Here is a 26096-nt window from a genome sequence, read left to right as displayed (position 1 = left end):
GCCCACGTCGGCGCGCCGTGTGACGACTACCGGGGCGTCACTGGGCGGGGATGGTGGCGGCGAAGGCGCGGATGTCGGCCACGAGCAGGTCCGGCTCCTCGGCGGCCACGAAGTGCCCGCCGCGCGGCAGGACGGTCCATCGCGGCTGGTGGAACTGTCGCTCCGCCAGCGATCGGGGCGGCAGTCCCGCGATGTCGAACTCATTCGCGTAGAACGCGATCGGCGCAGCATCCTCGTGGGCGCCGGGCCGAGCGCCGGGCGCCACGTCATGCGCGTGATAGTGCACGACCGAGGAACCGAACGAGCCGGTGGTCCAGTAGAGGGTCAGCAGCGACAGCAACATGGTCCGCCCGGGATCGGCGGTGAGGTCGAGGCTGCTCCAGTCGTGCCATTTCTCGGCGACCCACCCGGCGAGCGCCACCGGAGAGTCGGAGACCGCGAGCGCCACCGTCAGCGGCTTCGTCGCCTGGAGCAGGTGATATCCGCCGTCCCGGTCCGACCACGCCTCCATACCGGCGAACCAGGCCTCCTCCTCCGGACTCAGGTCATCGTGGACACCCGCGATGCGCTCGGGGAACAGCGCATTCGTGTCCATGTGCGCACCCAGCACCGCGTGGGGATGCCGGACCGCCAACCACGCCGTCACTCGTGCCCCGATGTCGGCGCCGGACGCGAAGAACGATCCGTAGCCGAGCCGGGTCATCAGGGTGTGCCAGCGGTCGGCAATCGATGCGGCCGTCAGCTGACCGAGATCAGGGACCGTCTCGGAGTACGCGAAGCCGGGCATGGACGGCACGACGACATGGAACGCATCCTCGACGCGTCCGCCGTGCTGCTCGGGCCTGGTGAGGCGGTCGAGCAGAGGGACCATCTCCAGGAATGAGCTCGGCCAGCCATGCGTGACGATGAGCGGCTTGGCGCCGGGGTGCGGGCTGCGGGCGTGCAGGAAGTGCGTCCAGATCCCGTCAATCTGGATGCGGAAGTGCGGAAGGTCCGCGAGCCGGGTGGCGAAGGCGTCGAAGTCGAATGTCGTGGCCCACGCGTTCACGAGGTCGCGGGCGAACGAGACCGGGGTGCCGGCGGGCCAGTCGTCGACCGGCTGCGGGGCCGGGAACCTCGCGTTGGCAAGACGGCTCACCAGGTCGTGCACCATGTCGGCGTCGACCGTGGGCTCGAAGACGTCGGGACCGTGATCTCCGCTCACGGCACGACCCCTTCGCCAGTCGCATCGACCTTGGCGATCGCTCCGGCGAATTCGTCCGAGCACCCACAGGAACCGCGGCGAACCAGCTCGGTCGGCAACACCCGTGTGCCGGGCGGGATCGAGCCACCGCCCAGCGCGTCGATCAGCAGCTGTGTGGCGACCTCGGCCATCTGGGTGATCGGCTGGCTCACGGTGGTGAGGCCCGGTCGCGTGTAGGCGGCGTACTCGATGCCGTCGAACGACACGACTGCCAGGTCCCGCGGCACGTCAAGGCCGAGGTCGAAGGCGGCACGGAGCAGGCCCATCGCCGCCAGGTCACTCGTGACGAACAAGGCGGTGGGCGGTTCGGGTCCCTCCAGCAGGGCCGGCAGCGCGTCGTATCCGGCGCTTCCGCCGAACGGCCGGGACAGCACCCGGCCCGGCTCCAGCCCGGCATCTGCCAGTGCCTGCTGGAACCCGGCGACTCGCTCCTCCGACACCGACACTGCCGGTCCGCTGAGGCAGGCGATCTTGGTGTGACCGTGCTCGATCAGGTGCCGGACAGCGTCACGGGAGCCGTCGACCGACGCCGCGACGACATTGGCGAACGCAGCGTCGTCGAGCGATCGGTCGAGCACGACGAGGGGTACGCCGACCTTGGCGAACTCCTCCTCCAGCACCTCGTCCTCGGCTGTCGGGATCACGAGGATGCCCTCGACCTGACGGTCGACGAAGGCGTGGAGATAGCCGATCTCGCGCTCACTGGTGTCGGCCGCGTTGCCGACGAGCAACGGGTATCCGTGCCGGTAGGCCACCTCCTCGACGGCTCGCGCCAGCAGGGCGAAGTAGGGGTTCGAGCTGTCGGGCAGGATCAGGCCGAGCGAGTGTCCTCGGGCCATGCGAAGCGACCTCGCGACGGCATTGGGACGGTAGCCGAGCTCCTTGATCGCCAGAAGGATTCTCTCCTCGGTCGCCGGTGCGACCTTCCGCGGACCACCGTTGAGGACATAGCTCACGAGGGCTGGCGAGGTGCCCGCTCGACGTGCGACATCTGCCCTGGTCACGGCCATCTGGGTGCACCTTCCTCCGCCTGGTTGTCCTGCCGGACAACCGCCACGCTAGCGGGCGCAACGTCCTGTCCCCGGTAACGAACAAATTTCCGAAAGTTCACTGTGAGGTCTTGACGTGACCCCGATCACCCATGCAGAGTACCCAATCAACACGTGTTGATTGGCGTCATCGCAACGATCAACAGCCCCTGAGCACAACCCGAAAAGGACATCATGACCACTTCAATCCGGCGCACCGCCATGATCGGAATCGTCGCCGCGACGAGCCTCACGATGCTTGCCGCCTGCGGCCGCGGAGGCAGCGACTCGAGCTCGGCGGCCAAGAGCGACTTCACGATCGCGATCGCCACCCGCAACTTCACGAACCCCTACTGGGCGGCACTCCGCGACGGCGCGATCGCCGAGGGCAAGGCCCAGGGCGTCAAGGTCAACGTGCAGGCCGGAAGCAGCGAGACCGACGCCGACGGCGAGAACGCCAAGATCTCGACGCTGGCCACGCAGGGCTACGACTGCTTCGGCGTGGTCCCGGTCAACGCGACCAACGTCATCACGCCCCTCGTGCCGGTCGCGCGGAAGAAGACCCCCATCCTCAACCTCGACACCCAGATCGATGCGGCCGCCTCGAAGAAGGCCGGCGTCTCGTACGCCTCGTTCATCGGCTCGGACAACCTGCAGGCCGGCCAGATCGCCGGCCAGAAGATGCTCGAGGCTCTCGGCGGCAAGGGCAAGGTCGCGATCCTGCAGGGCATCGCCGGCGAGCAGAACGGCATCAACCGCAACAAGGGCTTCAGCGACACCGTCAAGGGCAAGCTCGACATCGTCCAGCGCACCCCCGCCGACTACGAGCAGGACAAGGCGCTGCAGGTGACCGAGGCGCTGCTGAAGGCACACCCGGACATCACCGGCATCTTCGCCGCGAACGACACCATGGGGCTCGGCGCAGCGCAGGCCATCAAGAACGCCGGCAAGGCCGGCAAGATCAAGGTCATCTCGGTCGACGGCATCCAGGACGCGTTGAAGGCCGTCGCGAACGGAACGCTGTACGGGACGATCACCCAGTACCCGTACGCCGAGGGCCAGCTCGCCGTCCAGGCGTGCCTCGCGCTGCACCAGGGCAGGAAGATCCCGGCCCGCGTCGTCGCCCCGATCGCCTTCATCGACAAGGCGAACGCCGCGAAGCAGATCTCCGCGTTCCCCAAGCCGATCGAGCCCTTCGACAACCCGATCGAGAAGCTGATCTCGAAGTGAACCTGCTGATGAGCCGGGCGTCGACTGGGCGCCCGGCAGCTGACCCCGACTCGACCGATGACGGCGGCAAGCAGTCGCGCCGCATCGACGCATCGATGCTGGCCGAGCTCGCCGCACCGCTCGCACTCGTGCTGGTCTGGCTCGCGTTCTTCATCGCGACGCCGGACTTCCTGACGACCGACAACATCAGCGACCTGCTCGTCGCGTCATCGATCCTCGTGGTCCTGGCGCTCGGTCAGCAGTTCGCCGTGGTCGTCGCCGGCATCGACCTGTCCGTCGGCGCCAACCTGCCCTGGGCGGCGGCGCTGCTCGGCTACACCGTGAGCCACGGTCACTCGATGGCCATCGGCGTCGCCGCTGCACTGCTCGGTGGCCTCCTCGTCGGGCTGGTCAACGGCTTCCTGATCGGCTACCTCGGGATGGTCGACTTCATCGTCACGCTCGGGACGCTCAGCGTCGTCAGCGGCATCACGCTGCTCCTGACGCAGGGCAACACCGTCGCGGTGTCCTCGAACTTCCTGCAGTCGATCGCCCTCGACGGAGCGGGACCGGTGCGCTGGTTCTGGCTGATCGCACTCGTCGGAGCCCTTGGTACGGCCTTCCTGCTGTTCCGCATGCGCATCGGCACGCACCTGCTCGCTGTCGGCGGCAACGCTGAGGGTGCTCGCGGCACGGGGATCCCGGCTCGCCGGGTCCGGATGTACGCCTACGCGGGCTCCGGACTCCTCTGCGGCCTCGCCGGCGTGATGCTGGTGGCCCGCAACGGCGGCGCCGACCCGAGCCTGCAGACCAACTACCTGCTGAGCTCGATCGCGGCGGTCGTCCTGGGCGGATCTTCGCTCTTCGGCGGCAAGGCCTCGGTCCTGGGATCGGTCACGGGAGCCGTCCTGCTGACCAGTCTGGTCAACGGCTTCACGATCCTCGGGATCTCGCAGTACTACCAGCCGATCGCGGTGGGAGCCGTGGTCCTGATGTCTGCCCTGCTCGCGCGGGTCAGGGAGTGAGGACGACCATGACGACCACGACAACTGCGCCCATGCTGGAGGCGCGCCACCTCGTCAAGACCTTCAACGCCGTACGCGCGCTCGACGACCTGTCGATCACGATCGCAGCCGGCGAGGTCACCGCGATCGTGGGCGACAACGGCGCCGGGAAGTCGACGCTGGTGCGGTGCCTGACCGGCGTCCACTCCCCCGACGACGGCGAGATCCTGTTCAAGGGCGAGCCCGCGAAGCTCAGCTCACCCGAGGACGCGCGCTCGTTCGGCGTGGAGACGGTCTACCAGGAGCTCGGCCTCGTGGAGGACCTCACGGTGTGGCAGAACCTCTACCTCAACCGCGAGCTCACCAAGCCGATCCCGCTCCTGGGCATCCTGGATCGCAAGGGGATGATCGACAAGAGCTCGGAGATCCTCGAGCGACTCGACGTCAACGTGCCGTCCGTACGTACGACAGTGCGGCGGATGTCGGGCGGTCAGCGCCAGTCGATCGCGATCGCTCGCGCCGTGACCTGGGGCGAGTCGCTCGTCATCATGGACGAGCCGACCGCAGCTCTCGGTGTCCGCGAGACCGCGGCCGTCGAGCGGCTCATCCACTCGCTGCGCGACCAGGGCGTCACGGTGCTGCTCATCAGCCACGACCTCGACCAGGTCATGCGGGTCTCGGACACCGTCGTCGCGCTCAGGCGGGGTCGCGCAGTCGCGCATCGTGCGGTGGGCGACGTGAACGGTGACCAGCTGGTCGGCCTCATCACGGGGACGATCTCCGGTGACGACTGACCCGTCGCGCCCGGCCATCGTGGTGGTCGGGTCGATCAACCTCGACGTGGTCGTCGAGCTGTCGCACCTTCCCGTGCCGGGAGAGACCATCATCGCCGACCACGTCCGGCGCAATGTCGGTGGCAAGGGAGCCAACCAGGCCGTCGCGGCCCAGCTCGCCGGCGCTGACGTCGAGTTCGTCGGCCGGGTCGGCGGTGACCCCGATGCCGAGATCCTGAGGAGCGGTCTCGAGACGTACGGGGTCGGCCATCAGCACCTCCACGTCGTGGAGGGGACCGAGAGCGGCGTGGCGTACATCAACGTCGCCGACCACGACAACACGATCGTCGTGGTCGGCGGCGCCAACTGGTCGTGGCACGACTCGCACGAGGAGTCGGACCACCTGGTGGCCGCCGCTGACGTCGTGATCTGCCAGCTCGAGGTGCCGGACGAGACGATCGAGAGGACCGCGCAGCTCACGGCGGGCCGTTTCGTCCTCAACGCCGCCCCGGCGCGCGACGTCTCCGACGCGGTGCTCCAACGTTGCGATCCGCTCGTGGTCAACGAGCACGAGCTCGCCCACCTGAGCGGCCGTGAGATCGGCAACCCGTCAGATGCGTTGGTCGCGCAGGCCGAGCTGGTACGGCGAGGAGCCCGCAGTGTCGTGACGACGTTGGGGCCTGACGGTGCAGTCTGGACGACGTCCGACGAGCAAGGGACCCAGCCTGCGCCGCAGGTCGAGGTCCGGGACACCACCGGTGCCGGCGACGTCTTCATCGGCCACCTCGCCACCCGGCTGGGCTCGGGGGCGACTCTGTCGCAGGCTGTCAGCTGGGCCACCGCAGCGGCTTCGCGTTCGGTGCAGGCGGCCGGCACCCACAGCTCGTACCCCGATCTCGCCGAGGCAGCTGAGGCTTTGCACCTGCTGCCAGAGCCGACATCCACCCCCCGATAGGAGACTCACGTGCAGTTGTCAGGACTCATCCACGCCGACCTGGTGGGTGCCCTCGCCGGCCTCCGGCACACGGACCTCTTCGCGATCAGCGACTCCGGGCTGCCGGTGCAACCTGGTGTGCCGGTCATCGATCTCGGGGTGGTCTACGGCCTGCCGGGCTTCGTCTCGGTGCTGCGGCCCGTGCTGGCCACGGTCGATGTCGAGGCCGCTTGGGTCTCCAAGGACATCGAGTCCCAGAACCCCGACATCCTCCGCGTCCTGGAGGAGCACGTGTCGCCCGAGCGGCTCGATCACGATGACTTCAAGAGCCGTATCGCGGACTGCCGGTTCGTCGTGCGTACGGGCGAGGCGACGCCGTATGCCAACGTCATCCTGCGCTCTGGAGTGCCCTGGTAGGCCGGCGGCTCAGCCCACGTCAGCACGGCGAGCGAGCAGCCACTCGGCTCCGGCCCGAAGCACCAGGCCACGTCGTTCGAGCAGGTCGAGGGCGGCCCTGACCTCTCGCGTGCCCAGTCGCACCGTGGAGGCGATCTCGGTGACGGTGCGCGCTGCGGCCCAGTCGAGGCCGTCCAACGTGGACCGGGCGGCCGGCGGCAGCCGGTCGAACTCGGTGAGCGGCAGGGACGGCTGCTCCTCGGCGACAGCACCCAAGCCCGACAGCTCCGCGATGATCTCGCGGCCACGCGTCACGACGACCGCCTTGCCGGCCCGGATCGCGGCGTGCACCCCCAGCGACTGCTTCGAGGTCACCGGGCCAGGGAGCGCCATCGTGGTGCGCCCGAGCTGATCGGCCCAGTTGAGCGTGTTGAGCGAGCCACTGCGCTCCGCCGCCTCGATCACGACCGTCCCCTGCGTCAGGGCGGCGATGAGGCGGTTGCGGGACAGGAAGCGGTTCTTGAGCGGCTTCTCCCCCGGCGCCTGCTCGCTGATGACCACGCCGACCTCGGCAATCCGGGCGATGAGCGCGCCGTGGGACTTCGGGTAGTCGAGGTCGGCGCCACACGCCAGGACCCCGGCGGTCGGTGCGTTCATCATGAACGCACCTCGGTGCGCGCAGCCGTCGACACCGTAGGCCGCTCCGCTGATCACGGTCCACCCCGCGTCGGCGCAGTCGGCCGCCAGGTCGGAAGCGCACTCCGCGCCGTACGTCGTGCACTCGCGGGCGCCGACGATCGCGACACTCTGCTCACACAGCTCGGCGAGATGGCCGACTCCGCGCAGCCACAACCCGACGGGCGCTCCGGTCGCGCCGTGCAGGGGCTCGACGTGGTCGAGGTCCGACAGCGCCATCGGCCACTCCTTGTCGCCAGGGGTGACCCAGCGCAGCCCTGCGGCCTTGGCTCTCGCGGCGGCAATCTCGGCCGTGCGATCGAGTGCGCGGCCTCGTTCGGCCCACGCGTCGGGGATCCGGATCTCGCCAAGCCGATGCCGGCCCAGGATCGCGGCGAGGATCTCCGCGGGCTCGTACGTCAGCAGGAGGTTGCGCAGTCGAGGATCGCCGGGCTCGACGACGAGGCTCAGCCCGAGCCTGTCCTGCCGCGTCATGACGCCTGCACCATGTCGCGAAGGGCGCTGCCCAGCGGGGTGCCGCGCCGGAGGGACAGCGCCGTGTCGACGTCGTCGCCTGTTGGGACGGCGTGCCCGTGCAGGTCGGCGACGCTCCACGACAGCCGCAAGATGCGGTCAGCGGACCTGGCATTGAGCTTGTTGGTGCGCAGCTGCTGGTCGACCAGGACCCGGCCTTGATCACTGACGGGCCAGTGCTTGCGCAGCTCGACACCCGGGACCTCACTGTTCAGCCGCCACGTCGTCTCACGCAGTCGGTGTGCCTGACGCTCCCTCGCCTCCGCGACGCTGGCTGCGAGCTCGGCCGTCGTCCGGCCGCCCGCCAGCGCGTTGGTGAGCTCCGGTCTCGACAGGGCGGAGAGTGAGCGGTGGATGTCGATGCGATCCCGGATCGGCCCGGAGAGCCGGTCGGAATAGCGGCGCCGCATCAACGGGGTGCACCGGCACTGGTCACTGACGGCGGAGCTGAGACCGCACGGGCACGGGTTGGCGGCGAGCAGCAGCTGGAATCGTGCCGGGTACGCCGCTGTCTGGGCCGCACGGGACACAACCACGTGACCGCTCTCCAACGGTTGCCGCAACGCCTCGAGCACGTTGCTGGCGAACTCAGGTGCTTCATCGAGGAACAGCACTCCGTGATGTGCCAACGACAGCGCGCCGGGACGAATCACCTTGCTGCCACCGCCGACGATCGACACGGCGCTCGCGGTGTGGTGCGGGTCGAGGAAGGGCGGCCGTCGCAGCAGCGGAGCATCGCTCGGCAGCACGCCGGCGACCGAGTGGACGGCGCTGACCGCCAGCGACTGCTCGTGCGTGAGATCGGGCAGCAGGCCGGGCAGGCGCTGGGCCAGCATCGTCTTGCCGATGCCGGGCGGCCCCGTCATCAACAGGTGGTGGCCGCCGGCCGCGGCCACGACAAGAGCCATCCGTGAGTCCTCCTGGCCTGCGATGTCCGCTAGGTCGAGGTGGGACAGCCGGTCCGCCGACGTCCACGACATGCCGGGGATCTCGTCCAGCGCCGGCACCGGCGGGTCGTCGGGTTCCTCACCTCCCGTCAGCAGGGCAACGGTCTGCCGCAACGAGCGGACGCCAACCACCGAGATGCCCCGGACGAGCTCGGCCTCTGGCACGTTGACCTCGGGCACGAACACCCGGTCGAAGCCCGCTTCGAGAGCGGCGAGCGTCGCCGGCAGCACTCCGCGTATGGCCCGCAGCCGCCCGTCGAGAGCGAGCTCGCCGAGGAACACCGCATCAGCGAGACGCTCAGCCGGCACGAGCGACTTGGCGGCGAACACCGCCAGGGCGATCGCCAGGTCGTAGTGCGAACCCGTCTTGGGCAGGGTCGACGGTGCCAGGTTGATCGTCACGCGTTGGTCGGGCCACGTCGTGCCGGAGTTGGAGACCGCCGAACGGCATCGGTCGCGCGCCTCGTTGACCATCGTGTCGGCGAGCCCGACCAGCACGGTGGCAGGCATCCCGCCCGAGATGTCGACCTCGACCTCGATCGGCCGCCCGGACAAGCCGTCGAGCGTGACCGAGTGCGTCGCCGCGGCCATCAGGCGACCCCGGCGATGCGATCGACGACGGGTGCACCGCGGGGCGGGACCACCACCGAGACGATGTCGATGCGCAGGCTCGGCGGTTGGACGTCGTTCACCTCGAGCCAGTGCATCGCGAGCCGACGCAGCCGCGTCGCCTTGTGGCCGGTGATCGCCTCGAACGGCCCGCCGTGATGGTTGCTCGTGCGGGTCTTGACCTCGCAGATCACGAGCGTCGACCCGTCGCGGGCGACGATGTCGATCTCGCCGAACCGGCACGTCCAGTTGCGGGCCAGCACGACCATGCCGAGTGCCTCGAGATGATCAGCGGCGACTCGTTCGCCGTAGGTGCCGAGGGCCTTGTTGCGCGCGTACGTCATCAAGCCAGCCTCACCGGGTCGGCCGACTGTTGGAGGACTCGCTGCGACTCCCTGTGGACGGCCGGAGGCGCGGCCGGGCCTGTGGACGGGCTCGGGTCGCGGGACGACTGCGGTTTCGGGCACACTGTCACCCATGGGGGGACCGTTCGAGAACTACGCCGAGCTCTATGGCGGCACGACGCCGGCCGCCATCGACGACTCGATGGAGACGCCGGCAATCAACGCCAGTCGCCTGACGGCGCTGGCCACGGAGCTGCACTCCGACGCCAGTCAGGCCGGCTCGCACACTGAGGGCAGCATCACCGGCGCCGTCATCGGCCAGGTCGTGCCGGGCCAGCAAGTCGCTGCCCGCCTCGCGAGCCATGCCTTGGTCGCGATCGGAGCGATCCGTGGCTTCGCCGCCGATGCCACCACGTTCGACGCGACCGTCAAGACGCTCAACGACGAGTACGCCACGAGGGTCTCAGCCGCCAACCGTGAGCGCCACGACCCCGACCACACCGGTCCCGATCCCGCCTCCAACAGCGCGATCGAGGCAGATCTGCGTCCGCGCTACCGCACCGCGCTCCGCAAGCTGGACGACGATGCCCATCACGCCGCCCACCTGCTCAGGAACCCCTCCGACGCCGACATCCGGCGGATGTTCGCCGACGGCCTGCTTCCTCTCGAGGCGTTGGTGCTCTACCCCACGATCACCCTCACCCGCGACGAAGCCGCACGCGCGCTCAGGCTCTTCGATCCCCCAGAGCTCGGAACCCCGCTCGAGGTGCTCCAGCTGCGTCTCGACCTCGCCCGATCGCTCGGCCTCGACCCACGCGACTACGCCCAGCTGCTGCAGGTCTACTGGCAGTCCAAGGCGTTGAAGGAAGCCGGGATCAACATCGACGACTGGGACATCACCCGGGGTGCGCCGGCGCTCAGCGACATCATCGAGAAGGTCTACGACTACTACGGCGAGCTGTTCAAGAAGAACCCCAACATGGAGTGGGCCGGACTCGCCAACCTCGTCGGACCGTCCTTCGCGGCCGGGTTCCTCGACCTCGGCACGATGCGCGAGATCCTGCAGAAGTACCAGGACGCCTCGGGCAAGATCCCCGACTGGGTGCCCCTTCCGTACCCGCTGACCCGCGAAGCCGCGGAGCAGCTGGCGAACCTCGGCGAGGACGAGGTGACGTGGTTCGAGCAGAAGTTCCTGTCGATGCAGCAGCAGATCTTCCTCGACATGGGCTCGATGAACCAGGCGTACGCCGACGGGGGTATGCCGGCCATCCAGGAGATGGCGGACGCCGGCCTGTTCGAGAAGACCACCAACCCGTACGCGACGGACGACATGCTCGACTCCTGGCGCGTCATCAACGACCCGACCTCGACGCCCGAGGAGCTGCACGAGGCCGCCTACAAGATGGCCTACCGCGAGCAGCACGACATCATCCAGGACGACTACGACGACATGCGCAACCACCCCGGCACCGGCGAGCTGGTCACCAAGATGTTCTCGACCGTCGGCCAGGTCTCGGTGCCCGGCGCGCACACCATGGGCCAGTACTCGCCGACGGAGTTCGGCGCCTCTGTCACCGTGGACCCGTGGGGTCCTGGCAAGGTCACCACATCGGTCGACGTGTCGATCCCCATCCCGACCGGCAACGTCGCCGACTGGGAGGATCGCTGGGACTACTTCACCAACGACACGCTGCCGGCCTACGTCGACCTGCTCGATCGGCCCGGTGGGCGCGAGGAACTTGCCGACATCATGGACCGTGACATGGGTGACCGCATCGACGAGTTCCGCATCCACCACCGCATCGACGATCTCGCCGAGGTGTTCGTCGAGGGCACCGACGTCGATGTCGAGGTGAAGGCGGGATGGTGAGACGGGCGATCGTGATGACGCTGGTCGGACTTCTGACGACGACAGGATGCACAGTGAGCTTCAACGGCGACGACAAGGACCCCAGTGGCAAGGAGACCCCGCACGCGACGGCGCCGACCGATGACAAGGGGGTCGAGGTGTGGGACCTGCGGACTCCTCCCTCGGCTGACGACGTCGGCTTGCGTTCCGGCAAGGACTACGTGGGCTACGAGACGAGGAAGCCGCGGCGCGTCCGCTTCCTGCTGCCGGACGATCACGAGCTGACGATCGACGCCACGCTCGTGGTGTTCGACCGGGTCATGCACAAGGATCCTGCCGATCCCACTCGCCCGACAGGCATGGACTTCCGCATGGCGCCGATGCCGCTCGAGACGGCCTACAAGGTCATGAGTACGTCCCTGAAGGCGTTCGGCATGGGCACCGAACCGGTCGACCAATGGCGGCAAGACATCGAGAACCGGCCGACCTCAGGCGTCGAGGCCAATCATCGGGTCGAAGGCGGCGGCAACACCAAGATCGGCTACCTGACCGTCGGCGTGGGCGGCGTGTTCGACCCGGTGAACCGCGACGGCTCGGCGATCATCAAGTACCACGTCAACCTGTACGAGAAGTAGCGCCGAGGGCGGCCTGCAGCATCGACTGGGCGGACCACCGCATCAGCTCGACTGCCGCCTCGCGGGACAGCCCGCCGATGTCGGTGAGCCAGACCAGCGCCTCGATCCCGGTGGCGCTGCGGATCGCCAGCACCAGCCGGTGCAGCTCGTCGTCCGACAGCTGATCGCGTAGGGGGTCTAGCGCCTCGGTGATCCAGCCGATGGCGCGTCCTTGGCGCAGTGGCTGCCCGCCGCGCGCCTCCGGGTCGTCCTCGAGCGAGAGTCGCAGCATGGTTCGCTGCTGCGCCTCGGTCTCCAGGATCACGGCGGTGAACCGGGCAATGACCTCGTCGAGCCGCTTCGCCGGATCTGTCGACGGGTTGTCCCCCAGCATGGACTCGGCCCCCGTCTCCGGATGTGCGGCCGCCAGGAGCGTGCGCTGGTTGGGGAAGTAGCGGTACGCCGTGGTGCGCGAGATCCCCGCCGCATCAGCGGTTTCAGGGACGCTCGGTGCGAGCCCGCGAGAGACCATCTCGCGCGCTGCAGTCACGAGCGCCGTGCGCGTACGGCTCTTCTGCTCGACGCGGCCACTGGCCTCGTACGGTGTTGACATACACAAGATGGTACTGCAGTCTCGTTATGGGACTGGTGTCCCACGACACGGATCAAGGAGAAGGCGTCATGAACAACACAGCCGCACCCACATCCATCGTCAAGGCCGCGACCGAGGGCGAACGTCGCTGGTTCGCCGGCGGCGGTGTGCACACGTGGAAAGTTCGGGCCAAGGACTCGGACGGCGCGTTCTTGATGTTCGAGGACCGCATGGAGCAGGGCAAGGTCACGCCCCTGCACTTCCACCCGGAGACCGATGAGATGTTCATGGTGCTCGAAGGTGAAATCCTGATGCACCTCGACGGCACCGAGCAGAGCATCGCCGAGGGCGGCATGATGCTCGCCACCCGCGGGCTCCCCCACGCGTTCATGGTCACGTCGCCGTTCGCTCGCATGCTGTGCCTGCAGACGCCCGGCAACATCGAGTCGTTCTTCTGGGACGCGAGCGATCCGATCGCCGACGACGTGAGCACCGGCGAGGTCGACTTCGACCGGATCGCCGCGTCAGGTCAGCGCAACGGCGGCATGGTGCTGCTCGGGCCACCGCCGTTCGCGCACTGACACTGTCGGGCGACATTCGTACGATGGGGCATGCCCACGATCCGCATCGAGCCGGCGACGGAGGCCCCCTGGTCCGACGTCGAGCACACCCTGACCGGCGGCGGCGACGGAGCGAGCTGTTCGTGCCAGTGGTTCATCATCCGGCGCAAGGACTTCGACGCCAGCAGCAGCGACGACAAGCGCGCCCTGCTCCGGCGTGAGCTCAAGCAGGCCGAGTCTGCTCCGGCCCTCATCGCGTACGTCGATGACGTCCCTGCCGCCTGGGTCCGGGTCGGTCCTCGACCCTCGCAGCCGGCACTGGCCCGCTCACGCATCGTCAAGGCGAGCGCCGAGCCGATCGATGACGCCGACGTCTGGGCGATCACGTGCTTCGTCGTACGCCGGGACCATCGCGGCCAAGGGCTCGCCACAGCGCTGACGGCCGCAGCGGTCGATCACGCCGCGGCTCACGGCGCGCGGGTCGTCGAGGCGTATCCGATCGACACCGACCGGCGGAAGGCGAGCAGCAACGAGCTGTTCCACGGCTCCGTGCGCCTGTTCGGCGACGCGGGCTTCCGCGAGGTCGCCCGGCCGACGGACGCGCGCGCGGTGCTGGCTCTCGACGTCAGTCGTCGGCGCCGGGCACCTTGAAGTCCGAGCCCTGCAGCTCCTCGACGTTGACGTCCTTGAACGTCAGCACCTTGACGTTCTTGGCGAAGCGAGCGGGGCGATAGATGTCCCAGACCCACGCGTCGTTCATCGAGACCTCGAAGTAGGCGTCGCCGGTCTCGGAGCGCACCTTCACGTCGACCTGGTTGCACAGGTAGAAGCGGCGGTCGGTCTCCACGACGTACTTGAAGATCGTCACGACGTCGCGGTACTCCCGGTAGAGCGCGAGCTCCATCTCCGACTCGTACCGCTCGAGATCCTCAGAGCTCATTCGTGACGCCTTCCATTGCTGCTCGTACGTTGACGTATCTGCGCCGGTGCTCGGCGCACGGCCCATGCAGCTTCAGCGCCTCCTGGTGGGTCGACGTGCTGTAGCCCTTGTGCGTGGCGAAATCGTATGCCGGATAGTCCTCGTGCATCTGGACCATCAGGCGATCGCGGGTGACCTTGGCGATGACCGATGCCGCCGCGATCGACGCCGCGACACGGTCGCCCTTCCACATCGCCAGGCCGGGAGCGCCCAGGCCGTCGACCGGGAAGCCGTCCGTGAGGACGTAGCCGGGTCGCACCGCGAGACGAGCCAGGGCCCGGCGCAGTGCCGCGATGTTGGCGACGTGCAGGCCCATGCGGTCGCACTCGGCCGCCGGGATGACGACGACCGACACGTCGACCGCGCGCTCCATGATCAGGTCGAAGCAGGCCTCACGGCGCTTCTCGGTGAGCAGCTTGGAGTCGGCGAGTCCCTTGATGGGTCGCTCGAGGACCACGGCAGACGCCACGAGAGGGCCGGCGCACGCGCCGCGGCCCGCCTCGTCCACACCCGCGACGGGGTGCAGACCCTGGCGGGCCAGCGCGCGTTCGAAGCCGTAGAGCCCGGCATCGCGCCGGATCGTTGCTCCCTTGGCCAGACGTGTCACGCAGTGAGCCTAACCCGCACCATCAACGGCGCGGCAGGCAACTCACCGGTGCTCAGACGTCGCGCTTTTCCTTGATCTTGGCAGCCTTGCCGCGCAGGTTGCGGAGGTAGTAGAGCTTGGCCCGGCGGACGTCGCCGCGCGTGGCGACCTCGATCTTCTCGATGACCGGGGTGTGCAGCGGGAACGTACGCTCCACGCCGACGCCGAAGCTGACCTTGCGGACCGTGAACGTGCGGCCGATGCCCGAGCCCTGCACCTTGATGCAGACGCCCTTGAACACCTGGATGCGCGAGCGGCTGCCCTCGATGACCTTGACGTGCACGTCGAGCGTGTCGCCGGGGCGGAAGTCAGGGAGGTCGGTGCGCAGCGATGCGCTGGCGACCTGATCGACGATGTTGGTCATGATCTACTCCTCGCCGGTGCCACAGGTCACCCACGGATAGCGTACGAATGCGGAAGTTTTGATGCGGCGGTGAACACGATTCCCCTGAGGCAGAACCGTCGGCGCCAAGGGTCAATGTTGCCACATGCGCATGCCCCGAAGGAAATCGGCTATGCGAGCAGGTCGGGCCGGCGCTGCCGCGTACGCTCGAGCGCCTGCTCGCGTCGCCATGCGGCGATCGCTGCGTGGTTGCCGGACAGCAGGATCTCTGGCACGTCGAGGCCCCGCCAGTTGGCCGGCTTGGTGTAGACGGGGTACTCCAGCAGGCCGTCGTCACCGTGCGACTCCTCGACGAGCGACTCCGGATTGCCCATGAAGCCGGGGATCAGGCGAACGACGGCCTCGATCATCGCGAGCGCGGCGACCTCCCCGCCGTTGAGCACGAAGTCGCCGAGGGAGACCTCCTCGACGCGCCACCGGCCGGCGGCGTGGTCAATGACCCGCTGGTCGATGCCTTCGTAGCGCCCGCAGGCGAACACGAGATGCTCCTCGGCGCTGAGCCGCTCAGCCATCCGCTGTGTGAACGGCGTGCCCGACGGCGTCGGCACGACGATGACGGCCGAGTCGGTGGCCAACGCGTCGAGCGCCTCGCCCCACGGCTCGGCCTTCATGACCATGCCCGCTCCCCCGCCATAGGGGGTGTCGTCGACGCTGCGGTGCTTGTCGGTGGTGAAGTCGCGCAGGTCGTGCGTCGTGACCTGAAGCAGACCGGCAACCTGCGCCTTGCCGGCGAGCGAGAGCTGCAGCGCGTCGAGGTAGGCCGGGAAGATGGAGACGACGTCGATCTGCACGTCAGTCGACCGCCACGTCCGAGGCGGCATTCTCGGCCTCGGCCGGGTCGAGCAGTCCCGCGATCTCGTTGATCGTCACGAAGCCGCCCGTGACGTCGACGACGGGCACGATCTCGGTGACGAACGGGATGAACACCTCGCGGCCGTCGATCTTGATCGCCAGCGTGTCCTGGTAGGGGCCATGCACGATGCCGGTCACGGTGCCGACGACCGCGTCGCCCGTACGCGCTTCAAGCCCGACCAGCTGGTGGTCGTAGAACTCGTCGGGATCGCCCGGGAGCTCGAGCGGGTCGATGTCGGCCTCGATGATCCGGCCGTGCAACGCCTCGGCGGCGGTGCGGTCGGGGACCTCCTCGAACGACACGACCAGGCGTCCGCTGTGGTGCCGGGCGCGCGCGATCGTGAGCGTACGGTCGCCGCAAACGACCGACGAGCCCGGGGCGAAACGCCGTTCGGGCTCGTCGGTTCGGATGTCGACGTTCAGCTCACCACGGATGCCGTGGGCCCGGCCGATGCGGCCGATGACGACCTGCATGGTTGTCAGTTGCGACGGTCGACGTCCACGAAGTCGATGCGCGCGCCGCCACGTCCGGCGATTGCGCCCGCGACCTTGCGGATGGCGGTGGCCGTGCGGCCTTGGCGACCGATGACCTTGCCGAGGTCGTCCGGGTTGACCCGGACCTCGAACAGCTCGCCGTTGCGCGTCTGCTTGGCGCGCACGTTGACATCGTCAGGGCTGTCGACGATGCCGGCGACGAGGTGCTCGATGACCTCGATCATGGGGGCTGCCACGATCAGGCCTTGGCCTCGTCGGCGGGCGCAGCGTCGGCAGGTGCCTCGTCGGCCTTGGGCTCTTCAGCCTTGGCCTCCTCGGCGGGTGCCTCTTCGGCCTTGGCCTCGTCGGCGGGCGCTTCGTCAGCCTTGGGCTCTTCAGCCTTGGCCTCCTCGGCGGGCGCTTCGTCAGCCTTGGCGGCAGCCTTCTTGGCAGCAGCGGCCTTCTTGGTCGTCGCGTCGGCCTTGGGCTCGTTGTGGAGCTCCTTGAGCGCTTCCTGGAAGATGTCTTCCTTGCTGCGCTTCTCGTCCGCGAACTTCATGGTGTTCTTGCCACCGATGTCGCCCGTGATCTTGAGCAGGGCTGCGACGGCCTCGGTCGGCTGGGCGCCGACGCCGAGCCAGTACTGGGCGCGGTCGCCGTCGACCTTGATGATCGACGGGTCTGCCTTGGGGTTGTAGGTGCCGATCTCCTCGATGACGCGTCCGTCACGCTTGGTGCGCGAGTCGGCGACGACGATGCGGTAGAACGGCGTGCGGATCTTGCCCATACGCTTCAGGCGAATCTTGACTGCCACGAGTGTGGTGTCTCCTCAGATGTGTGTTTGTGGTGACCTGCCGGAGCCGCGTGGGGACACGGCCGACGAAATCGGTGAGCCGGCGCTTGAAGATGAGAGGGTCTCCACGCGTACCGGACGCAAGGGCCCATTCTGCCAGAACACGGGCCACGGCTCCAATTCGGCCGCGCCCCAGGACTTCCCCGCCTCAGAACTCGCCGTGGCGGCCTTCGCCGCCGGCGAACCGGGCGGCTCCGGCGGCGCCTTCCTGCATCACGACCGGTACGCCGTTGGCGCCTTCGGAACGCAGCGCGGCATCGAGGGGCAGGTCCCACTGGCGATAGGCGGAGGCGCGGTCGGCCTTCATGCACTCGGCCGGGAACGCGGCGATCTGCTCGGCGAGATCGTGCGCAACGGTCAGCGACTCCCCCACCGGGACGACGCGGTTGGCCAACCCCATCTGCAGCGCCTCGTGGGCACCGACGGGACGGCCGGTGAGGATCATGTCCAGCGCCCGGCCCTGGCCGATGATCCGCGGCAGGCGCACCGTGCCGCCGTCGATCAGGGGCACACCCCAGCGCCGGCAGAACACGCCGAACACCGCGTCCTCCTCGACCACCCGCAGGTCGGCGAGCAGGGCGAGCTCCAGTCCGCCCGCGACGGCGTGACCGGAGACCGCCGCGATGACGGGCTTGGTCAGCTCCAGGCGACTGGGCCCCATGGGACCTCCGCCGAGGCCCTCGGGATCGAGCTCGTTGCGGCGCTCCGGGTCGTCGACCGCCGAGAGGTCGGCGCCCGCGCAGAACGTGCCGCCGGCACCGGTGAGCACGGCGACGGCCAGCGACTCGTCCTCCTCGAACTGCTGGAACGCCTCGCGCAGGTCGGCGGCCATCGGGCCGTCCACGGCGTTGCGCACCTCGGGCCGGTCCATCGTGATCGTGCAGATGTTCTCGTCGACGTCATACCGAACGTGATCCATGGACCCATTCTTTCCACACGACTGGTCACCCGCGATACGCGACGTTGACTTTCCCACCAGGAAACCGTAGCCTCACTTTCCTGACAGGAAAGTGGGTACGACATGACAGACGAGATCAGCGAGGCCGAGGCCCGGCTCGCACTCAAGGTGATCGCCGACCGGGAGCAGGAGGTCATCGCGCAGATCGGCATTCCGGCCTGGTACTGGTGCGGGCTCGCAGCCGGCTGGGTCGCACTCGGCGTGGCCAGCGACCTCGGCAATGCCTGGGTGATCAGCGGCGCGACCCTGGTCTTCGGTGCGGTGCACGCGGCGGTGGCGCAGCGCGTGCTGTCGGGGCGGCGGCGGTCGTCGAGTCTCACGATCCGGGCGGATGTCGTCGATCGGCACCTGCCGATCGTGCTGTTCGCCTGCATCGTGGCGCTCGGCGTCATCACCGTGGCGCTCGGCTTCCTCGCTGACGCCGACGGGGCCCGCCACGCATCGACGATGGCCAGCATCGCCCCTGCCGTCGCGATCGTGTGCGGTGGGCCCGGCCTGGTGGCCTTCCTCGCCCGGCGCTCGGCTCGGCGCGGATGAGCTCACAGCCGCAGTTCGACGAGCTGATCCACCCCGCCACGCGCCTGTCGATCGTGGCGCTCCTCGCCTCGGCGGACTGGATCGACTTCGCCTTCGTACGCGATCGGCTGAATCTTTCCGACTCAGCCCTGTCCAAGCAGTTCGCGACGCTCGAGGGTGCCGGCTACATCAGCATCGAGCGACCCCTCGAGGACCGTCGGCGACGGGTGCGCGTACGTCTGACGCCGGTCGGTCGCAAGGCGTTCGACGGCCACGTCGCCGCTCTTCGCGCCGTCATCGACCCGGCCGGCACCTGACCGTCAGGACGGGCTGACGAAGTCACGCGGCGCCGGCTGCGGCGGCTGCCAGCCGGGCGGCCCGAAGACGTACGCCAACCGGTCCCTCCATCGTGGTGCCCGCCTGACGTCGTGCCAGATCTTGACGTACTCGCCGTACTGCAGCTGCCACACGTTGTAGGTGCCGACCGGATACGTGAGCCCGTACGTCGGCCGGTGCAGCTCAGCCTGGAACGACCTGAACAGGCGGTCCCACACGATGAGGATGCCGCCGTAGTTGCGGTCGAGGTAGATCGGGTCCGAACCGTGGTGCACACGGTGGTGCGACGGGGTGTTGAACACGGCCTCCCAGCACCGGGGGAACCGGTCGATCTTCTCGGTGTGCAGGTGGAACTGCCAGATCAGGTTGATCGAGAACGTGAAGTAGATCATCCACGGCGGGACTCCCAGCAGCGGGAGCGGCAGCCAGATCAGCACCTCGAACCACTGGTTCCACTTCTGCCGCAGCGCGGTCGAGAAGTTGAAGTAGACGCTCGAGTGGTGGGCCTGGTGGCCCGCCCAGCCGAGGCGTACGCGGTGCGAGAACCGGTGGTAGGTGTACCAGAGCAGGTCGACGCCGAGCAGCACGCCGACCCACGTCCACGGGTTCCTGGCCGAGAGGTGCCACGGCGCCAGGTGGACGTAGAGGACGGTGTAGAGCAGGAATGCCGCGGTGCGGAAGATCGCCGAGAACGCGATCGAGCCGACGAACATCGTCAGGCTCGCGCGGGTGTCCTCCCTGAGGTAGCCCATCCCCCGCGGCGCCTCGCCCGCGAGCTCGCGATCCTCGCGATCCTCGCGCCTGACTGCAGCCATTTCGATGAGCATGAAGAGCAGGAAGAACGGCACGGCGGCGCCGGCCGGGTCCTTCAGGTTGTGCGAAAACGCTTCCCACATCCGGTCATGCTCGCATGCGGGCGTTCCACGGACAGCCGAATCGAACCGCGATAGCCTGTCGCAGCCATTCCCGTCACGCGACGCCCGAGGACACCATGAGCGACCAGGTTCCACCACCGACCGAGCCCCCGGCCGGTCAGCCGTACGCTCCCGCCTTCCCGAGCTACCCGACAGGCGGACCGCAGTCGTACGACCCTCGGCGCTCCATGCCGCCGCCGTCCAAGACCAAGGCCGGGTGGGCGTTGGGGCTCGCCTGCTTCCCGGGGCTCATCACCTGGATCATCTCGTTGATCCTCGCGATCCAGGTCATCAGCGACTCCAAGCACCGCCCCGGCAATGGCAAGGGCATGGCGATCGCGGCACTGGTCATCATCCCGTTGTGGATCGTCCTGATCGTCGCGGTCCTCATCGGCGATGCCGCCGACGACGCCGACCGTGACGTGTCCGGGGCGGTCACGCGGAGCGGCGAGGTCCTGGTCACCGAAGTACGGACGGGAGACTGCATCGTCAACGGATTCGACGACAAGGTGATGTACACGGTCGACGTCACGCCCTGCGCCGAACCGCACGCCCTGGAGACGTACGCCACCTTCGACCTGGAGCGCGGAGACTATCCGGGCGACAAGGAGGTCGAACGACTCACCACGATCGGTTGCGTCGACCGCTTCGGGGCATTCGTCGGGGTCGAAGCCGCTAAGTCCGAGCTCGACATCGCCTACATCCTGCCGGCCGAAAGAAGCTGGGAGAAGAACCGCAATGTCGCCTGCATGGTGTCCGTGGGCAAGCCAAGCACCGGCACCCTGAAGAACTCCCGCCGCTGAGTCCGTCTCCCGACTGACGGTCGTATGCTCGCGACATGTCTGACGTGACGATCCTGCACAACACGGCTTGCTCGACCTCGCGCCACGCGCTCGACGAAGCGTCGTCGGCCGGCGTCGAGACGGAGGTCGTCCAGTACCTCAAGAAGCCGCTCGACCATGCTGAGCTGCTCGACCTGCTGGGCAAGCTCGAGGACCCGCCGGCCGAGCTCGTGCGCAAGGACGGCTTCTTCAAGGCGCAGGGCCTCGAAGCCGACGACTACGTGACGGCCGAGGCCGTGGCGGACCTGCTCGTCGACCATCCGCGCCTGATGCAGCGGCCCGTGCTCATCCGTGGCGACCGGGCGATCATCGGCCGCCCCAAGGACCGGGTCGCGGAGTTCCTGGCGCACTGATCACCGTTTCGCCATGGAGCGGCTCCCGCTGGGTTAGCCTGTCGCGTCGGCGTACGCAGCGCCGCCTGAGGGGATTCTCATGACCGAGCAGCAGCCGCCACGTGACCCGCTCCAGCCGCCTTGGCCGGCGGCGGGACAGCCATATCCCCAGCAGCCCTATCCCGGTCAGGCGTACTCCGCACCCCAGGGCGCCTACCCCCCGCCGTCCGCAGCACCGTCGAAGGCCATGGCGATCACGGCGCTCGTGCTGGCGATCTTCGGATTCTTCGTCCTGACCCTGATCGCGGCGGTGATCCTCGCGATCATCGTGCTCGTCCGGTCGAAGGACGGTCGTCCTCATGGCAAGGGCATGGCGATCTCAGCACTCATCATCAGCGTGCTGTGGGTCGCGGGCTTCGTCATCGCGATCGTGGCCATCGTCAGCAGCCAGCCCGAACGCGACTCCTCGGGGCAGGTCGTCGAAGGTGGCCACGTGCTCGTGGGCAACATCCGCACCGGTGACTGCCTCACCAAGGAGCCGAGCGCCTCGACCCAGCTCACGGTCGAGCTCACCCCGTGCAGCAAGCCGCACCGCGAAGAGGCCTTCGCCAACTTCGATCTCGGCGACGGGGACTTCCCCGGCCAGCCCGAGGTCGACCGGCTCGCCGAGGCGGGCTGCGTGCAGCGGTACGAGGACTACGTCGGGGTGCCGGCTGACAGCACCGAGCTCGTCATCGCCTACCTGCGACCGTTCAAGGACTCCTGGAAGGTGGATCCCGAGGTCACCTGCCTCGTCTCCGAGGGTGGCACCAGCACGGGCTCACTCAAGGGCGCCAACCGCTGAGTCGGTCGCCGGGGCGGCGAACTGGGCCGAGTAGAGGCGCTCGTACGCTCCCCCGGCCGCCCGCAACGAGTCGTGGTTTCCCTGTTCGACGATCTGGCCGTCCTCCATCACGACGATGTGGTCGGCGTCGCGGATCGTGGAGAGCCGGTGCGCGATGACGAATGACGTACGGCCCGAGCGCAGCTGCTCCATCGCGCCCTGGACCAGCGATTCCGTGCGGGTGTCGACCGAGCTGGTGGCCTCGTCGAGCACGAGGATCGCCGGATCGGCGAGGAATGCCCGCGCGATCGTCAGCAGCTGGCGCTGACCGGCGCTGACGTTGGTGCCCTCGTCCTCGATCACGGTGTCGTAGCCGTCGGGCAGGGTGCGCACGAAGTGGTCGACGAACGCCGCCTCGGCCGCCGCGAGGATCTGCTCCTCCGACGCGCGGTGTGCGCCGTAGGCGATGTTGTCGCGGATCGCGCCCTTGAACAGCCAGGTGTCCTGCAGCACGACGCCGAAGTTGTCGCGCAGCAGCCCACGGTCCATCCGGGCGATGTCGACGCCGTCGAGCGTGATGCGGCCGCCCTGGATGTCGTAGAACCGGAGGACGAGGTTGGTCAGCGTCGTCTTGCCGGCGCCGGTCGGGCCGACGATCGCGACGGTCTGGCCCGGCTCGGCCGTCAGGTCGAGGTGCTCGATCAGCGGCTCGTCTGGCTGGTAGGAGAACGACACGTCGTCGAAGACGACCCGGCCGCGTATGGGGTCGGGGAACGGCGCGTCGGCCTCGTCCGGCCGCTCCTCGGGCTCGTCGAGCAGGGCGAACACCCGCTCGGCGGAGGCGACACCCGACTGCAGCAGGTTGATCATCGAGGCGACCTGCGTCAGCGGCTGGGTGAACTGCCGGGAGTACTGGATGAACGCCTGCACGTCGCCGATGCTGAGGGTGCCCGACGCGACCCGCAGGCCGCCGATGACAGCCACGAGCACGTAGTTGATGTTGGACACGAACATCATGACCGGCTGGATCACGCCGGAGATGAACTGCGCCTTGAACGACGCGGCGAACACCGCGTCGTTGCGGGTGTCGAACTCGTCGCGGGCTTCCTGCTGACGACCAAACACCTTGACCACCTCGTGGCCCGTGAAGACCTCCTCGATGTGGCCGTTGAGGCGCCCGGTGCTGGCCCACTGCTTCATGAACTCCGGCTGCGACCTCTTGGTCACCGCCTTGGTGATGGCGAACGCCAGCGGCAGCGTCAGCAGTGCGACGAGCGACAGCAACGGCGAGATGACCAGCATCATGACGAGCGTGCCGATGACCATGAGGATCGAGGTCAACAGCTGGCTCATGGTCTGCTGGAACGACTGGGCGATGTTGTCGATGTCGTTGGTGGTGCGCGAGAGCACCTCTCCGCGGTCCGTACGGTCGAAGTAGGACAGCGGGAGCCGGTTGATCTTGGCCTCGACGTCGTCGCGCAGGTCGGTGATGGTCTTCTGCACGACCGTCGTGGTGAAGACCCCCTGGAACCACTGCAGCACCGACGCGAGGACGTAGAGGACCAGCACTCCCGAGAGCACCAGCCCGAGGCCGTGGAAGTCGATGCCGGCGCCGGGCTGGAGGTCGACGGACGACACCAAGGAGGCGAGCTTGTCGTTGCCCTCGTTGCGCAGCTGCGCAACGACCTCCGTCTTGGTGGCTCCGTCAGGGAACTGGCCGTTGAGGTAGCCGGTGAACACGATGTCGGTCGCGTGTCCCAGCACCTTGGGTCCGATGACCGCCATCGTGGTGGCCACGACGCCGAACCCGACGATGCCCCAGACCATGATGCGCTGACGCAGCAGCCGGTCGATGAGGCGCCGCAGCGAGCCCTTGAAGTCCTTGGCCCGCGCCGGCGGCATCCCCATGCCCGCGAGCGCGGGGCCTCTACCGCTCATGCCGTCACCTGCAGAGAAAGGGCAAGGATCGCAGGCGACGGCCTGAGCACTCTTTCGTTTCGCTCGCTTCGCTCGCTCATGCGGCCTCCTCCTCGGTCAGCTGGGACAGCACGATCTCGCGGTAGACCTCGCAGGACTGCATCAGCTCGTGGTGCGTCCCGGTGCCGACGACCCGGCCCTCGTCGAGGACGACGATGCGGTCGGCGTCGCGGATCGTGGACACCCGCTGGGCGACGATCACGACGGTCGCCTCGGCGGTGGCCGTACGCATGGCGGCCCGCAGCGCGGCATCCGTCCCATAATCGAGCGCGGAGAACGAGTCGTCGAACAGGTAGATCGGCGGCCGCTTGACGATGGCCCGGGCGATCGCGAGCCGCTGGCGCTGCCCGCCGGAGACGTTGGTGCCGCCCTGGGAGATCGGGGCGTTGAGCTGCTCGGGCATACGCTCGACGAAGTCCTTGGCCTGCGCGATCTCGAGCGCGTCCCACAGTTCCTCATCGGTGGCGTCGGGTCGGCCGTAGCGCAGGTTGGACGCCACGGTGCCGCTGAAGAGGAACGGCCGCTGAGGCACGAGGCCGATCGACGACCAGACGTTCTCCGGGTGCAGCGAGCGTATGTCGTGACCGTCGATGCTGACCGAGCCGGCCGTGGCGTCGAACAGCCTCGGGATCAGTCCCAGCAACGTCGACTTGCCACTGCCGGTCGAGCCGATGATCGCGGTCGTCTCACCCGGCCGCGCCACCAGGTCGATCTCGTGCAGCACGTCGTGCTCGGCACCGGGGAAGGCGAAGGACGCGCCCTGGATGTCGAGCTGGCCGCGATCGAGGGTCACCTGCACCGCGTCGTCCGGCGCGAGCACGCTCGGCTCGGTGTCGAGCACCTCGGTGATCCGCTCGGCGGCGACCTCGGCGCGCGGCCACAGCATCAGCATGAACGTCGCCATCATGACCGACATCAGGATCTGGACGAGGTAGTTCTGGAACGCCGTCAGCGTGCCGACCTGCAGCTCACCGCTGCCGATGCGGTAGCCACCGAACCACGTGGCCAGGACGACCGACACGTTCATGATCAGCATGACGATCGGGAACATCATCGACGTCAGGCGACCGACGGCGATCGCGACCTCCATCGTCTCGCGGTTGGCGTCGCCGAACCGCTTCGCCTCGTAGCGCTCCTTGACGAACGCGCGGATCACGCGAATGCCCATGATCTGCTCACGCATGATGCCGTTGATGCCGTCGATCTTGACCTGCATGACCCGGAACAGCGGTCTCATCTGCCGGATGACCAGGCCAATGCTGATGATCAGCGCCGGCAGGACCAGCAGCAACAACCCGGACAGCTCGACGTCCTGGCGCAGCGCCATGAAGATGCCGCCGAAGCACATGATCGGTGCTGCCACCAGCAGCGTGAGGGCCAGGAACACGATGAGCTGGACCTGCTGGACGTCGTTGGTCGAACGGGTGATGAGCGTGGGCGCCCCGAGCTGTGCCATCTCGCGCGCGGCGAACGTCTCGACCTTGCTGAACACGCCTGCGCGCAGGTCACGGCCGAGCGCCATCGCGGTGCGGGCACCGAAGTAGACCGCGACGATCGTGCACACGACCTGGATCACGGTGACCATCAGCATCATCCCGCCGGTGCGGACGATGTAGCCGGTGTCGCCCTGGACGACGCCCTTGTCGATGATGTCGGCGTTGAGTCCGGGCAGCCAGAGGTTGGCGAGGGTCTGGATCAGCTGGAAGGTCAGGACGAGTGCGATCGGCCTCTTGTAAGGCGCAAGGTACGTCCGCAGGAGCGGAATGAGCATTGCCTCAGGGTATCTCGCCGCCCTGTCACAAATTCATGACAGATGTCCTGAGTTGAGCGAGCTCTGCGAGCGAACGCTCAGGGCAGGTTGAGCGCGTCACGCCGAAGGC

Annotated in this window: 30 protein-coding genes and 1 pseudogene; 14 read left to right on the top strand and 17 right to left on the bottom strand. The window is 68.2% G+C overall.

Annotation, left to right across the window (positions count from 1 at the left end; all coding sequences use genetic code 11):
• Positions 1-37 precede the first annotated feature (37 nt).
• Together BOSE46_RS04220 and BOSE46_RS04215 are read right to left on the bottom strand one after the other, a co-directional pair.
• A complete protein-coding gene (locus BOSE46_RS04220) occupies positions 38-1204 on the bottom strand; it encodes an epoxide hydrolase family protein (protein WP_159538530.1) in 1167 nt (388 codons plus the stop codon).
• The gene (locus tag BOSE46_RS04215) at positions 1201-2253 is read right to left on the bottom strand and encodes a LacI family DNA-binding transcriptional regulator (protein WP_159538528.1); all 1053 of its coding nucleotides are present in this window, start codon (positions 2251-2253) and stop codon (positions 1201-1203) included. The genes BOSE46_RS04220 and BOSE46_RS04215 overlap by 4 nt, the downstream gene beginning before the upstream one ends.
• A 213-nt stretch (positions 2254-2466) precedes the next feature.
• Here BOSE46_RS04215 and BOSE46_RS04210 point away from each other — a divergent pair, with 213 nt between their 5' ends.
• From BOSE46_RS04210 to rbsD, 5 genes are read left to right on the top strand one after another with little or no spacing between them, the layout of a single operon-like run.
• A complete protein-coding gene (locus BOSE46_RS04210) occupies positions 2467-3501 on the top strand; it encodes a substrate-binding domain-containing protein (RefSeq protein ID WP_159538527.1) in 1035 nt (344 codons plus the stop codon).
• Positions 3502-3509: 8 nt separating this feature from the next.
• A complete protein-coding gene (locus BOSE46_RS04205; RefSeq protein WP_201299518.1) occupies positions 3510-4505 on the top strand; it encodes an ABC transporter permease in 996 nt (331 codons plus the stop codon).
• 8 nt (positions 4506-4513) lie between these two features.
• Positions 4514-5278 (top strand): ATP-binding cassette domain-containing protein, encoded by a 765-nt coding sequence (locus BOSE46_RS04200; RefSeq protein WP_159538526.1) that lies wholly within the window; start codon positions 4514-4516, stop codon positions 5276-5278.
• A complete protein-coding gene (locus BOSE46_RS04195; protein ID WP_159538525.1) occupies positions 5268-6212 on the top strand; it encodes a ribokinase in 945 nt (314 codons plus the stop codon). Before BOSE46_RS04200 ends, BOSE46_RS04195 begins: the two co-directional genes overlap by 11 nt.
• A 9-nt stretch (positions 6213-6221) precedes the next feature.
• A complete protein-coding gene (gene rbsD / locus BOSE46_RS04190) occupies positions 6222-6608 on the top strand; it encodes a D-ribose pyranase (RefSeq protein ID WP_159538524.1) in 387 nt (128 codons plus the stop codon).
• A gap of 9 nt (positions 6609-6617) precedes the next feature.
• Here rbsD and dprA read toward each other — a convergent pair whose 3' ends face one another.
• The 3 genes from dprA to BOSE46_RS04175 are packed head-to-tail and all read right to left on the bottom strand — an operon-like array spanning position 6618 to position 9696.
• Positions 6618-7757, bottom strand: a complete 1140-nt coding sequence (dprA, locus tag BOSE46_RS04185; RefSeq protein WP_159538523.1) for a DNA-processing protein DprA — start codon at positions 7755-7757, stop codon at positions 6618-6620.
• On the bottom strand, positions 7754-9334 hold the full coding sequence (locus BOSE46_RS04180; protein ID WP_201299517.1) for a YifB family Mg chelatase-like AAA ATPase: 1581 nt from the start codon (positions 9332-9334) through the stop codon (positions 7754-7756). Before BOSE46_RS04180 ends, dprA begins: the two co-directional genes overlap by 4 nt.
• Positions 9334-9696 (bottom strand): YraN family protein, encoded by a 363-nt coding sequence (locus BOSE46_RS04175; RefSeq protein WP_159538522.1) that lies wholly within the window; start codon positions 9694-9696, stop codon positions 9334-9336. The genes BOSE46_RS04180 and BOSE46_RS04175 overlap by 1 nt, the downstream gene beginning before the upstream one ends.
• Before the next feature lie 133 nt (positions 9697-9829).
• Here BOSE46_RS04175 and BOSE46_RS04170 point away from each other — a divergent pair, with 133 nt between their 5' ends.
• On the top strand, positions 9830-11566 hold the full coding sequence (locus tag BOSE46_RS04170; RefSeq protein WP_159538521.1) for a hypothetical protein: 1737 nt from the start codon (positions 9830-9832) through the stop codon (positions 11564-11566).
• Positions 11567-11619: 53 nt separating this feature from the next.
• On the top strand, positions 11620-12180 hold the full coding sequence (locus BOSE46_RS04165; protein ID WP_159538520.1) for a hypothetical protein: 561 nt from the start codon (positions 11620-11622) through the stop codon (positions 12178-12180).
• Here the strand turns inward: BOSE46_RS04165 and BOSE46_RS04160 are convergent.
• Positions 12161-12772 carry a TetR/AcrR family transcriptional regulator gene (locus tag BOSE46_RS04160; RefSeq protein ID WP_159538519.1) on the bottom strand — a complete coding sequence of 204 codons (612 nt, stop codon included), beginning with the start codon at positions 12770-12772 and terminating at the stop codon, positions 12161-12163. The two genes, BOSE46_RS04165 and BOSE46_RS04160, sit on opposite strands and share 20 nt — an antisense overlap.
• A 68-nt stretch (positions 12773-12840) precedes the next feature.
• Between BOSE46_RS04160 and BOSE46_RS04155 the strand changes: the two genes are divergently transcribed.
• Positions 12841-13332: a cupin domain-containing protein gene (locus BOSE46_RS04155; RefSeq protein WP_159538518.1), complete on the top strand. Its 492-nt coding sequence runs from the start codon at positions 12841-12843 to the stop codon at positions 13330-13332.
• 30 nt (positions 13333-13362) lie between these two features.
• Positions 13363-13962, top strand: a complete 600-nt coding sequence (locus BOSE46_RS04150; RefSeq protein ID WP_159538517.1) for a GNAT family N-acetyltransferase — start codon at positions 13363-13365, stop codon at positions 13960-13962.
• Here BOSE46_RS04150 and BOSE46_RS04145 read toward each other — a convergent pair.
• From BOSE46_RS04145 to BOSE46_RS04110, 8 genes and pseudogenes are all read right to left on the bottom strand, one after another.
• Positions 13937-14251, bottom strand: coding sequence for a DUF2469 domain-containing protein (locus tag BOSE46_RS04145; RefSeq protein WP_056215024.1), 315 nt, complete (start codon positions 14249-14251; stop codon positions 13937-13939). The two genes, BOSE46_RS04150 and BOSE46_RS04145, sit on opposite strands and share 26 nt — an antisense overlap.
• Positions 14241-14897, bottom strand: coding sequence for a ribonuclease HII (locus BOSE46_RS04140; RefSeq protein WP_159538516.1), 657 nt, complete (start codon positions 14895-14897; stop codon positions 14241-14243). Before BOSE46_RS04140 ends, BOSE46_RS04145 begins: the two co-directional genes overlap by 11 nt.
• A 52-nt stretch (positions 14898-14949) precedes the next feature.
• Positions 14950-15300, bottom strand: a complete 351-nt coding sequence (gene rplS, locus BOSE46_RS04135; RefSeq protein WP_159538515.1) for a 50S ribosomal protein L19 — start codon at positions 15298-15300, stop codon at positions 14950-14952.
• 149 nt (positions 15301-15449) lie between these two features.
• Positions 15450-16130 (bottom strand): tRNA (guanosine(37)-N1)-methyltransferase TrmD, encoded by a 681-nt coding sequence (gene trmD, locus BOSE46_RS04130; protein WP_159538514.1) that lies wholly within the window; start codon positions 16128-16130, stop codon positions 15450-15452.
• A 1-nt stretch (position 16131) separates the two neighbouring features.
• On the bottom strand, positions 16132-16665 hold the full coding sequence (gene rimM / locus BOSE46_RS04125) for a ribosome maturation factor RimM (RefSeq protein ID WP_159538513.1): 534 nt from the start codon (positions 16663-16665) through the stop codon (positions 16132-16134).
• 5 nt (positions 16666-16670) lie between these two features.
• Complete coding sequence (locus BOSE46_RS04120) at positions 16671-16910, bottom strand: RNA-binding protein (RefSeq protein WP_159539368.1); 240 nt, start codon at positions 16908-16910, stop codon at positions 16671-16673.
• A gap of 137 nt (positions 16911-17047) precedes the next feature.
• A pseudogene (gene rpsP, locus BOSE46_RS04115) lies at positions 17048-17479 on the bottom strand (30S ribosomal protein S16); the annotation flags it as partial.
• A gap of 187 nt (positions 17480-17666) precedes the next feature.
• Positions 17667-18437, bottom strand: a complete 771-nt coding sequence (locus BOSE46_RS04110; RefSeq protein WP_159538511.1) for a crotonase/enoyl-CoA hydratase family protein — start codon at positions 18435-18437, stop codon at positions 17667-17669.
• A 102-nt stretch (positions 18438-18539) separates the two neighbouring features.
• Between BOSE46_RS04110 and BOSE46_RS04105 the strand changes: the two genes are divergently transcribed.
• Both BOSE46_RS04105 and BOSE46_RS04100 read left to right on the top strand, forming a co-directional pair.
• A complete protein-coding gene (locus BOSE46_RS04105) occupies positions 18540-19013 on the top strand; it encodes a hypothetical protein (protein ID WP_159538510.1) in 474 nt (157 codons plus the stop codon).
• Positions 19010-19309 carry a transcriptional regulator gene (locus BOSE46_RS04100; RefSeq protein ID WP_159538509.1) on the top strand — a complete coding sequence of 100 codons (300 nt, stop codon included), beginning with the start codon at positions 19010-19012 and terminating at the stop codon, positions 19307-19309. The genes BOSE46_RS04105 and BOSE46_RS04100 overlap by 4 nt, the downstream gene beginning before the upstream one ends.
• A 3-nt stretch (positions 19310-19312) precedes the next feature.
• Here BOSE46_RS04100 and BOSE46_RS04095 read toward each other — a convergent pair whose 3' ends face one another.
• On the bottom strand, positions 19313-20224 hold the full coding sequence (locus BOSE46_RS04095) for a sterol desaturase family protein (protein ID WP_159538508.1): 912 nt from the start codon (positions 20222-20224) through the stop codon (positions 19313-19315).
• A 95-nt stretch (positions 20225-20319) separates the two neighbouring features.
• Here BOSE46_RS04095 and BOSE46_RS04090 point away from each other — a divergent pair, with 95 nt between their 5' ends.
• From BOSE46_RS04090 to BOSE46_RS04080, 3 genes are all read left to right on the top strand, one after another.
• On the top strand, positions 20320-21045 hold the full coding sequence (locus tag BOSE46_RS04090; protein WP_159538507.1) for a septum formation family protein: 726 nt from the start codon (positions 20320-20322) through the stop codon (positions 21043-21045).
• 35 nt (positions 21046-21080) lie between these two features.
• Complete coding sequence (locus BOSE46_RS04085; RefSeq protein ID WP_159538506.1) at positions 21081-21437, top strand: ArsC/Spx/MgsR family protein; 357 nt, start codon at positions 21081-21083, stop codon at positions 21435-21437.
• 79 nt (positions 21438-21516) lie between these two features.
• Entirely contained in the window at positions 21517-22260 is a 744-nt protein-coding gene (locus tag BOSE46_RS04080; RefSeq protein WP_159538504.1) for a DUF4190 domain-containing protein, read from the top strand.
• Here the strand turns inward: BOSE46_RS04080 and BOSE46_RS04075 are convergent.
• Together BOSE46_RS04075 and BOSE46_RS04070 are read right to left on the bottom strand one after the other, a co-directional pair.
• The gene (locus BOSE46_RS04075) at positions 22237-24177 is read right to left on the bottom strand and encodes an ABC transporter ATP-binding protein (protein WP_201299516.1); all 1941 of its coding nucleotides are present in this window, start codon (positions 24175-24177) and stop codon (positions 22237-22239) included. The two genes, BOSE46_RS04080 and BOSE46_RS04075, sit on opposite strands and share 24 nt — an antisense overlap.
• A gap of 76 nt (positions 24178-24253) precedes the next feature.
• Positions 24254-25987, bottom strand: coding sequence for an ABC transporter ATP-binding protein (locus BOSE46_RS04070; protein ID WP_159538502.1), 1734 nt, complete (start codon positions 25985-25987; stop codon positions 24254-24256).
• Positions 25988-26096: the final 109 nt, after the last annotated feature.

The sequence above is a fragment of the Aeromicrobium sp. 9AM genome, assembly GCF_902506105.1.
Classification (GTDB): domain Bacteria; phylum Actinomycetota; class Actinomycetes; order Propionibacteriales; family Nocardioidaceae; genus Aeromicrobium.
This window is presented reverse-complemented; position numbering and strand designations above follow the sequence as displayed.

Excerpts from the sequence above, each read along its gene's own strand:
- BOSE46_RS04095 (WP_159538508.1), bottom strand. The coding sequence starts at position 20,224 with ATGTGGGAAGCGTTTTCGCACAACCTGAAGGACCCGGCCGGCGCCGCC.
- BOSE46_RS04175 (WP_159538522.1), bottom strand. The coding sequence starts at position 9,696 with ATGACGTACGCGCGCAACAAGGCCCTCGGCACCTACGGCGAACGAGTC.
- BOSE46_RS04085 (WP_159538506.1), top strand. The coding sequence starts at position 21,081 with ATGTCTGACGTGACGATCCTGCACAACACGGCTTGCTCGACCTCGCGC.
- BOSE46_RS04070 (WP_159538502.1), bottom strand. The coding sequence starts at position 25,987 with ATGCTCATTCCGCTCCTGCGGACGTACCTTGCGCCTTACAAGAGGCCG.
- BOSE46_RS04210 (WP_159538527.1), top strand. The coding sequence starts at position 2,467 with ATGACCACTTCAATCCGGCGCACCGCCATGATCGGAATCGTCGCCGCG.
- BOSE46_RS04080 (WP_159538504.1), top strand. The coding sequence starts at position 21,517 with ATGACCGAGCAGCAGCCGCCACGTGACCCGCTCCAGCCGCCTTGGCCG.
- BOSE46_RS04200 (WP_159538526.1), top strand. The coding sequence starts at position 4,514 with ATGACGACCACGACAACTGCGCCCATGCTGGAGGCGCGCCACCTCGTC.
- BOSE46_RS04170 (WP_159538521.1), top strand. The coding sequence starts at position 9,830 with ATGGGGGGACCGTTCGAGAACTACGCCGAGCTCTATGGCGGCACGACG.
- BOSE46_RS04205 (WP_201299518.1), top strand. The coding sequence starts at position 3,510 with ATGAGCCGGGCGTCGACTGGGCGCCCGGCAGCTGACCCCGACTCGACC.
- BOSE46_RS04075 (WP_201299516.1), bottom strand. The coding sequence starts at position 24,177 with ATGAGCGGTAGAGGCCCCGCGCTCGCGGGCATGGGGATGCCGCCGGCG.
- BOSE46_RS04100 (WP_159538509.1), top strand. The coding sequence starts at position 19,010 with ATGAGCTCACAGCCGCAGTTCGACGAGCTGATCCACCCCGCCACGCGC.
- BOSE46_RS04155 (WP_159538518.1), top strand. The coding sequence starts at position 12,841 with ATGAACAACACAGCCGCACCCACATCCATCGTCAAGGCCGCGACCGAG.
- rplS (WP_159538515.1), bottom strand. The coding sequence starts at position 15,300 with ATGACCAACATCGTCGATCAGGTCGCCAGCGCATCGCTGCGCACCGAC.
- BOSE46_RS04090 (WP_159538507.1), top strand. The coding sequence starts at position 20,320 with ATGAGCGACCAGGTTCCACCACCGACCGAGCCCCCGGCCGGTCAGCCG.
- BOSE46_RS04105 (WP_159538510.1), top strand. The coding sequence starts at position 18,540 with ATGACAGACGAGATCAGCGAGGCCGAGGCCCGGCTCGCACTCAAGGTG.
- rimM (WP_159538513.1), bottom strand. The coding sequence starts at position 16,665 with ATGCAGGTCGTCATCGGCCGCATCGGCCGGGCCCACGGCATCCGTGGT.
- BOSE46_RS04180 (WP_201299517.1), bottom strand. The coding sequence starts at position 9,334 with ATGGCCGCGGCGACGCACTCGGTCACGCTCGACGGCTTGTCCGGGCGG.
- BOSE46_RS04120 (WP_159539368.1), bottom strand. The coding sequence starts at position 16,910 with ATGATCGAGGTCATCGAGCACCTCGTCGCCGGCATCGTCGACAGCCCT.
- BOSE46_RS04160 (WP_159538519.1), bottom strand. The coding sequence starts at position 12,772 with ATGTCAACACCGTACGAGGCCAGTGGCCGCGTCGAGCAGAAGAGCCGT.
- BOSE46_RS04110 (WP_159538511.1), bottom strand. The coding sequence starts at position 18,437 with ATGGATCACGTTCGGTATGACGTCGACGAGAACATCTGCACGATCACG.
- BOSE46_RS04150 (WP_159538517.1), top strand. The coding sequence starts at position 13,363 with ATGCCCACGATCCGCATCGAGCCGGCGACGGAGGCCCCCTGGTCCGAC.
- BOSE46_RS04215 (WP_159538528.1), bottom strand. The coding sequence starts at position 2,253 with ATGGCCGTGACCAGGGCAGATGTCGCACGTCGAGCGGGCACCTCGCCA.
- BOSE46_RS04145 (WP_056215024.1), bottom strand. The coding sequence starts at position 14,251 with ATGAGCTCTGAGGATCTCGAGCGGTACGAGTCGGAGATGGAGCTCGCG.
- dprA (WP_159538523.1), bottom strand. The coding sequence starts at position 7,757 with ATGACGCGGCAGGACAGGCTCGGGCTGAGCCTCGTCGTCGAGCCCGGC.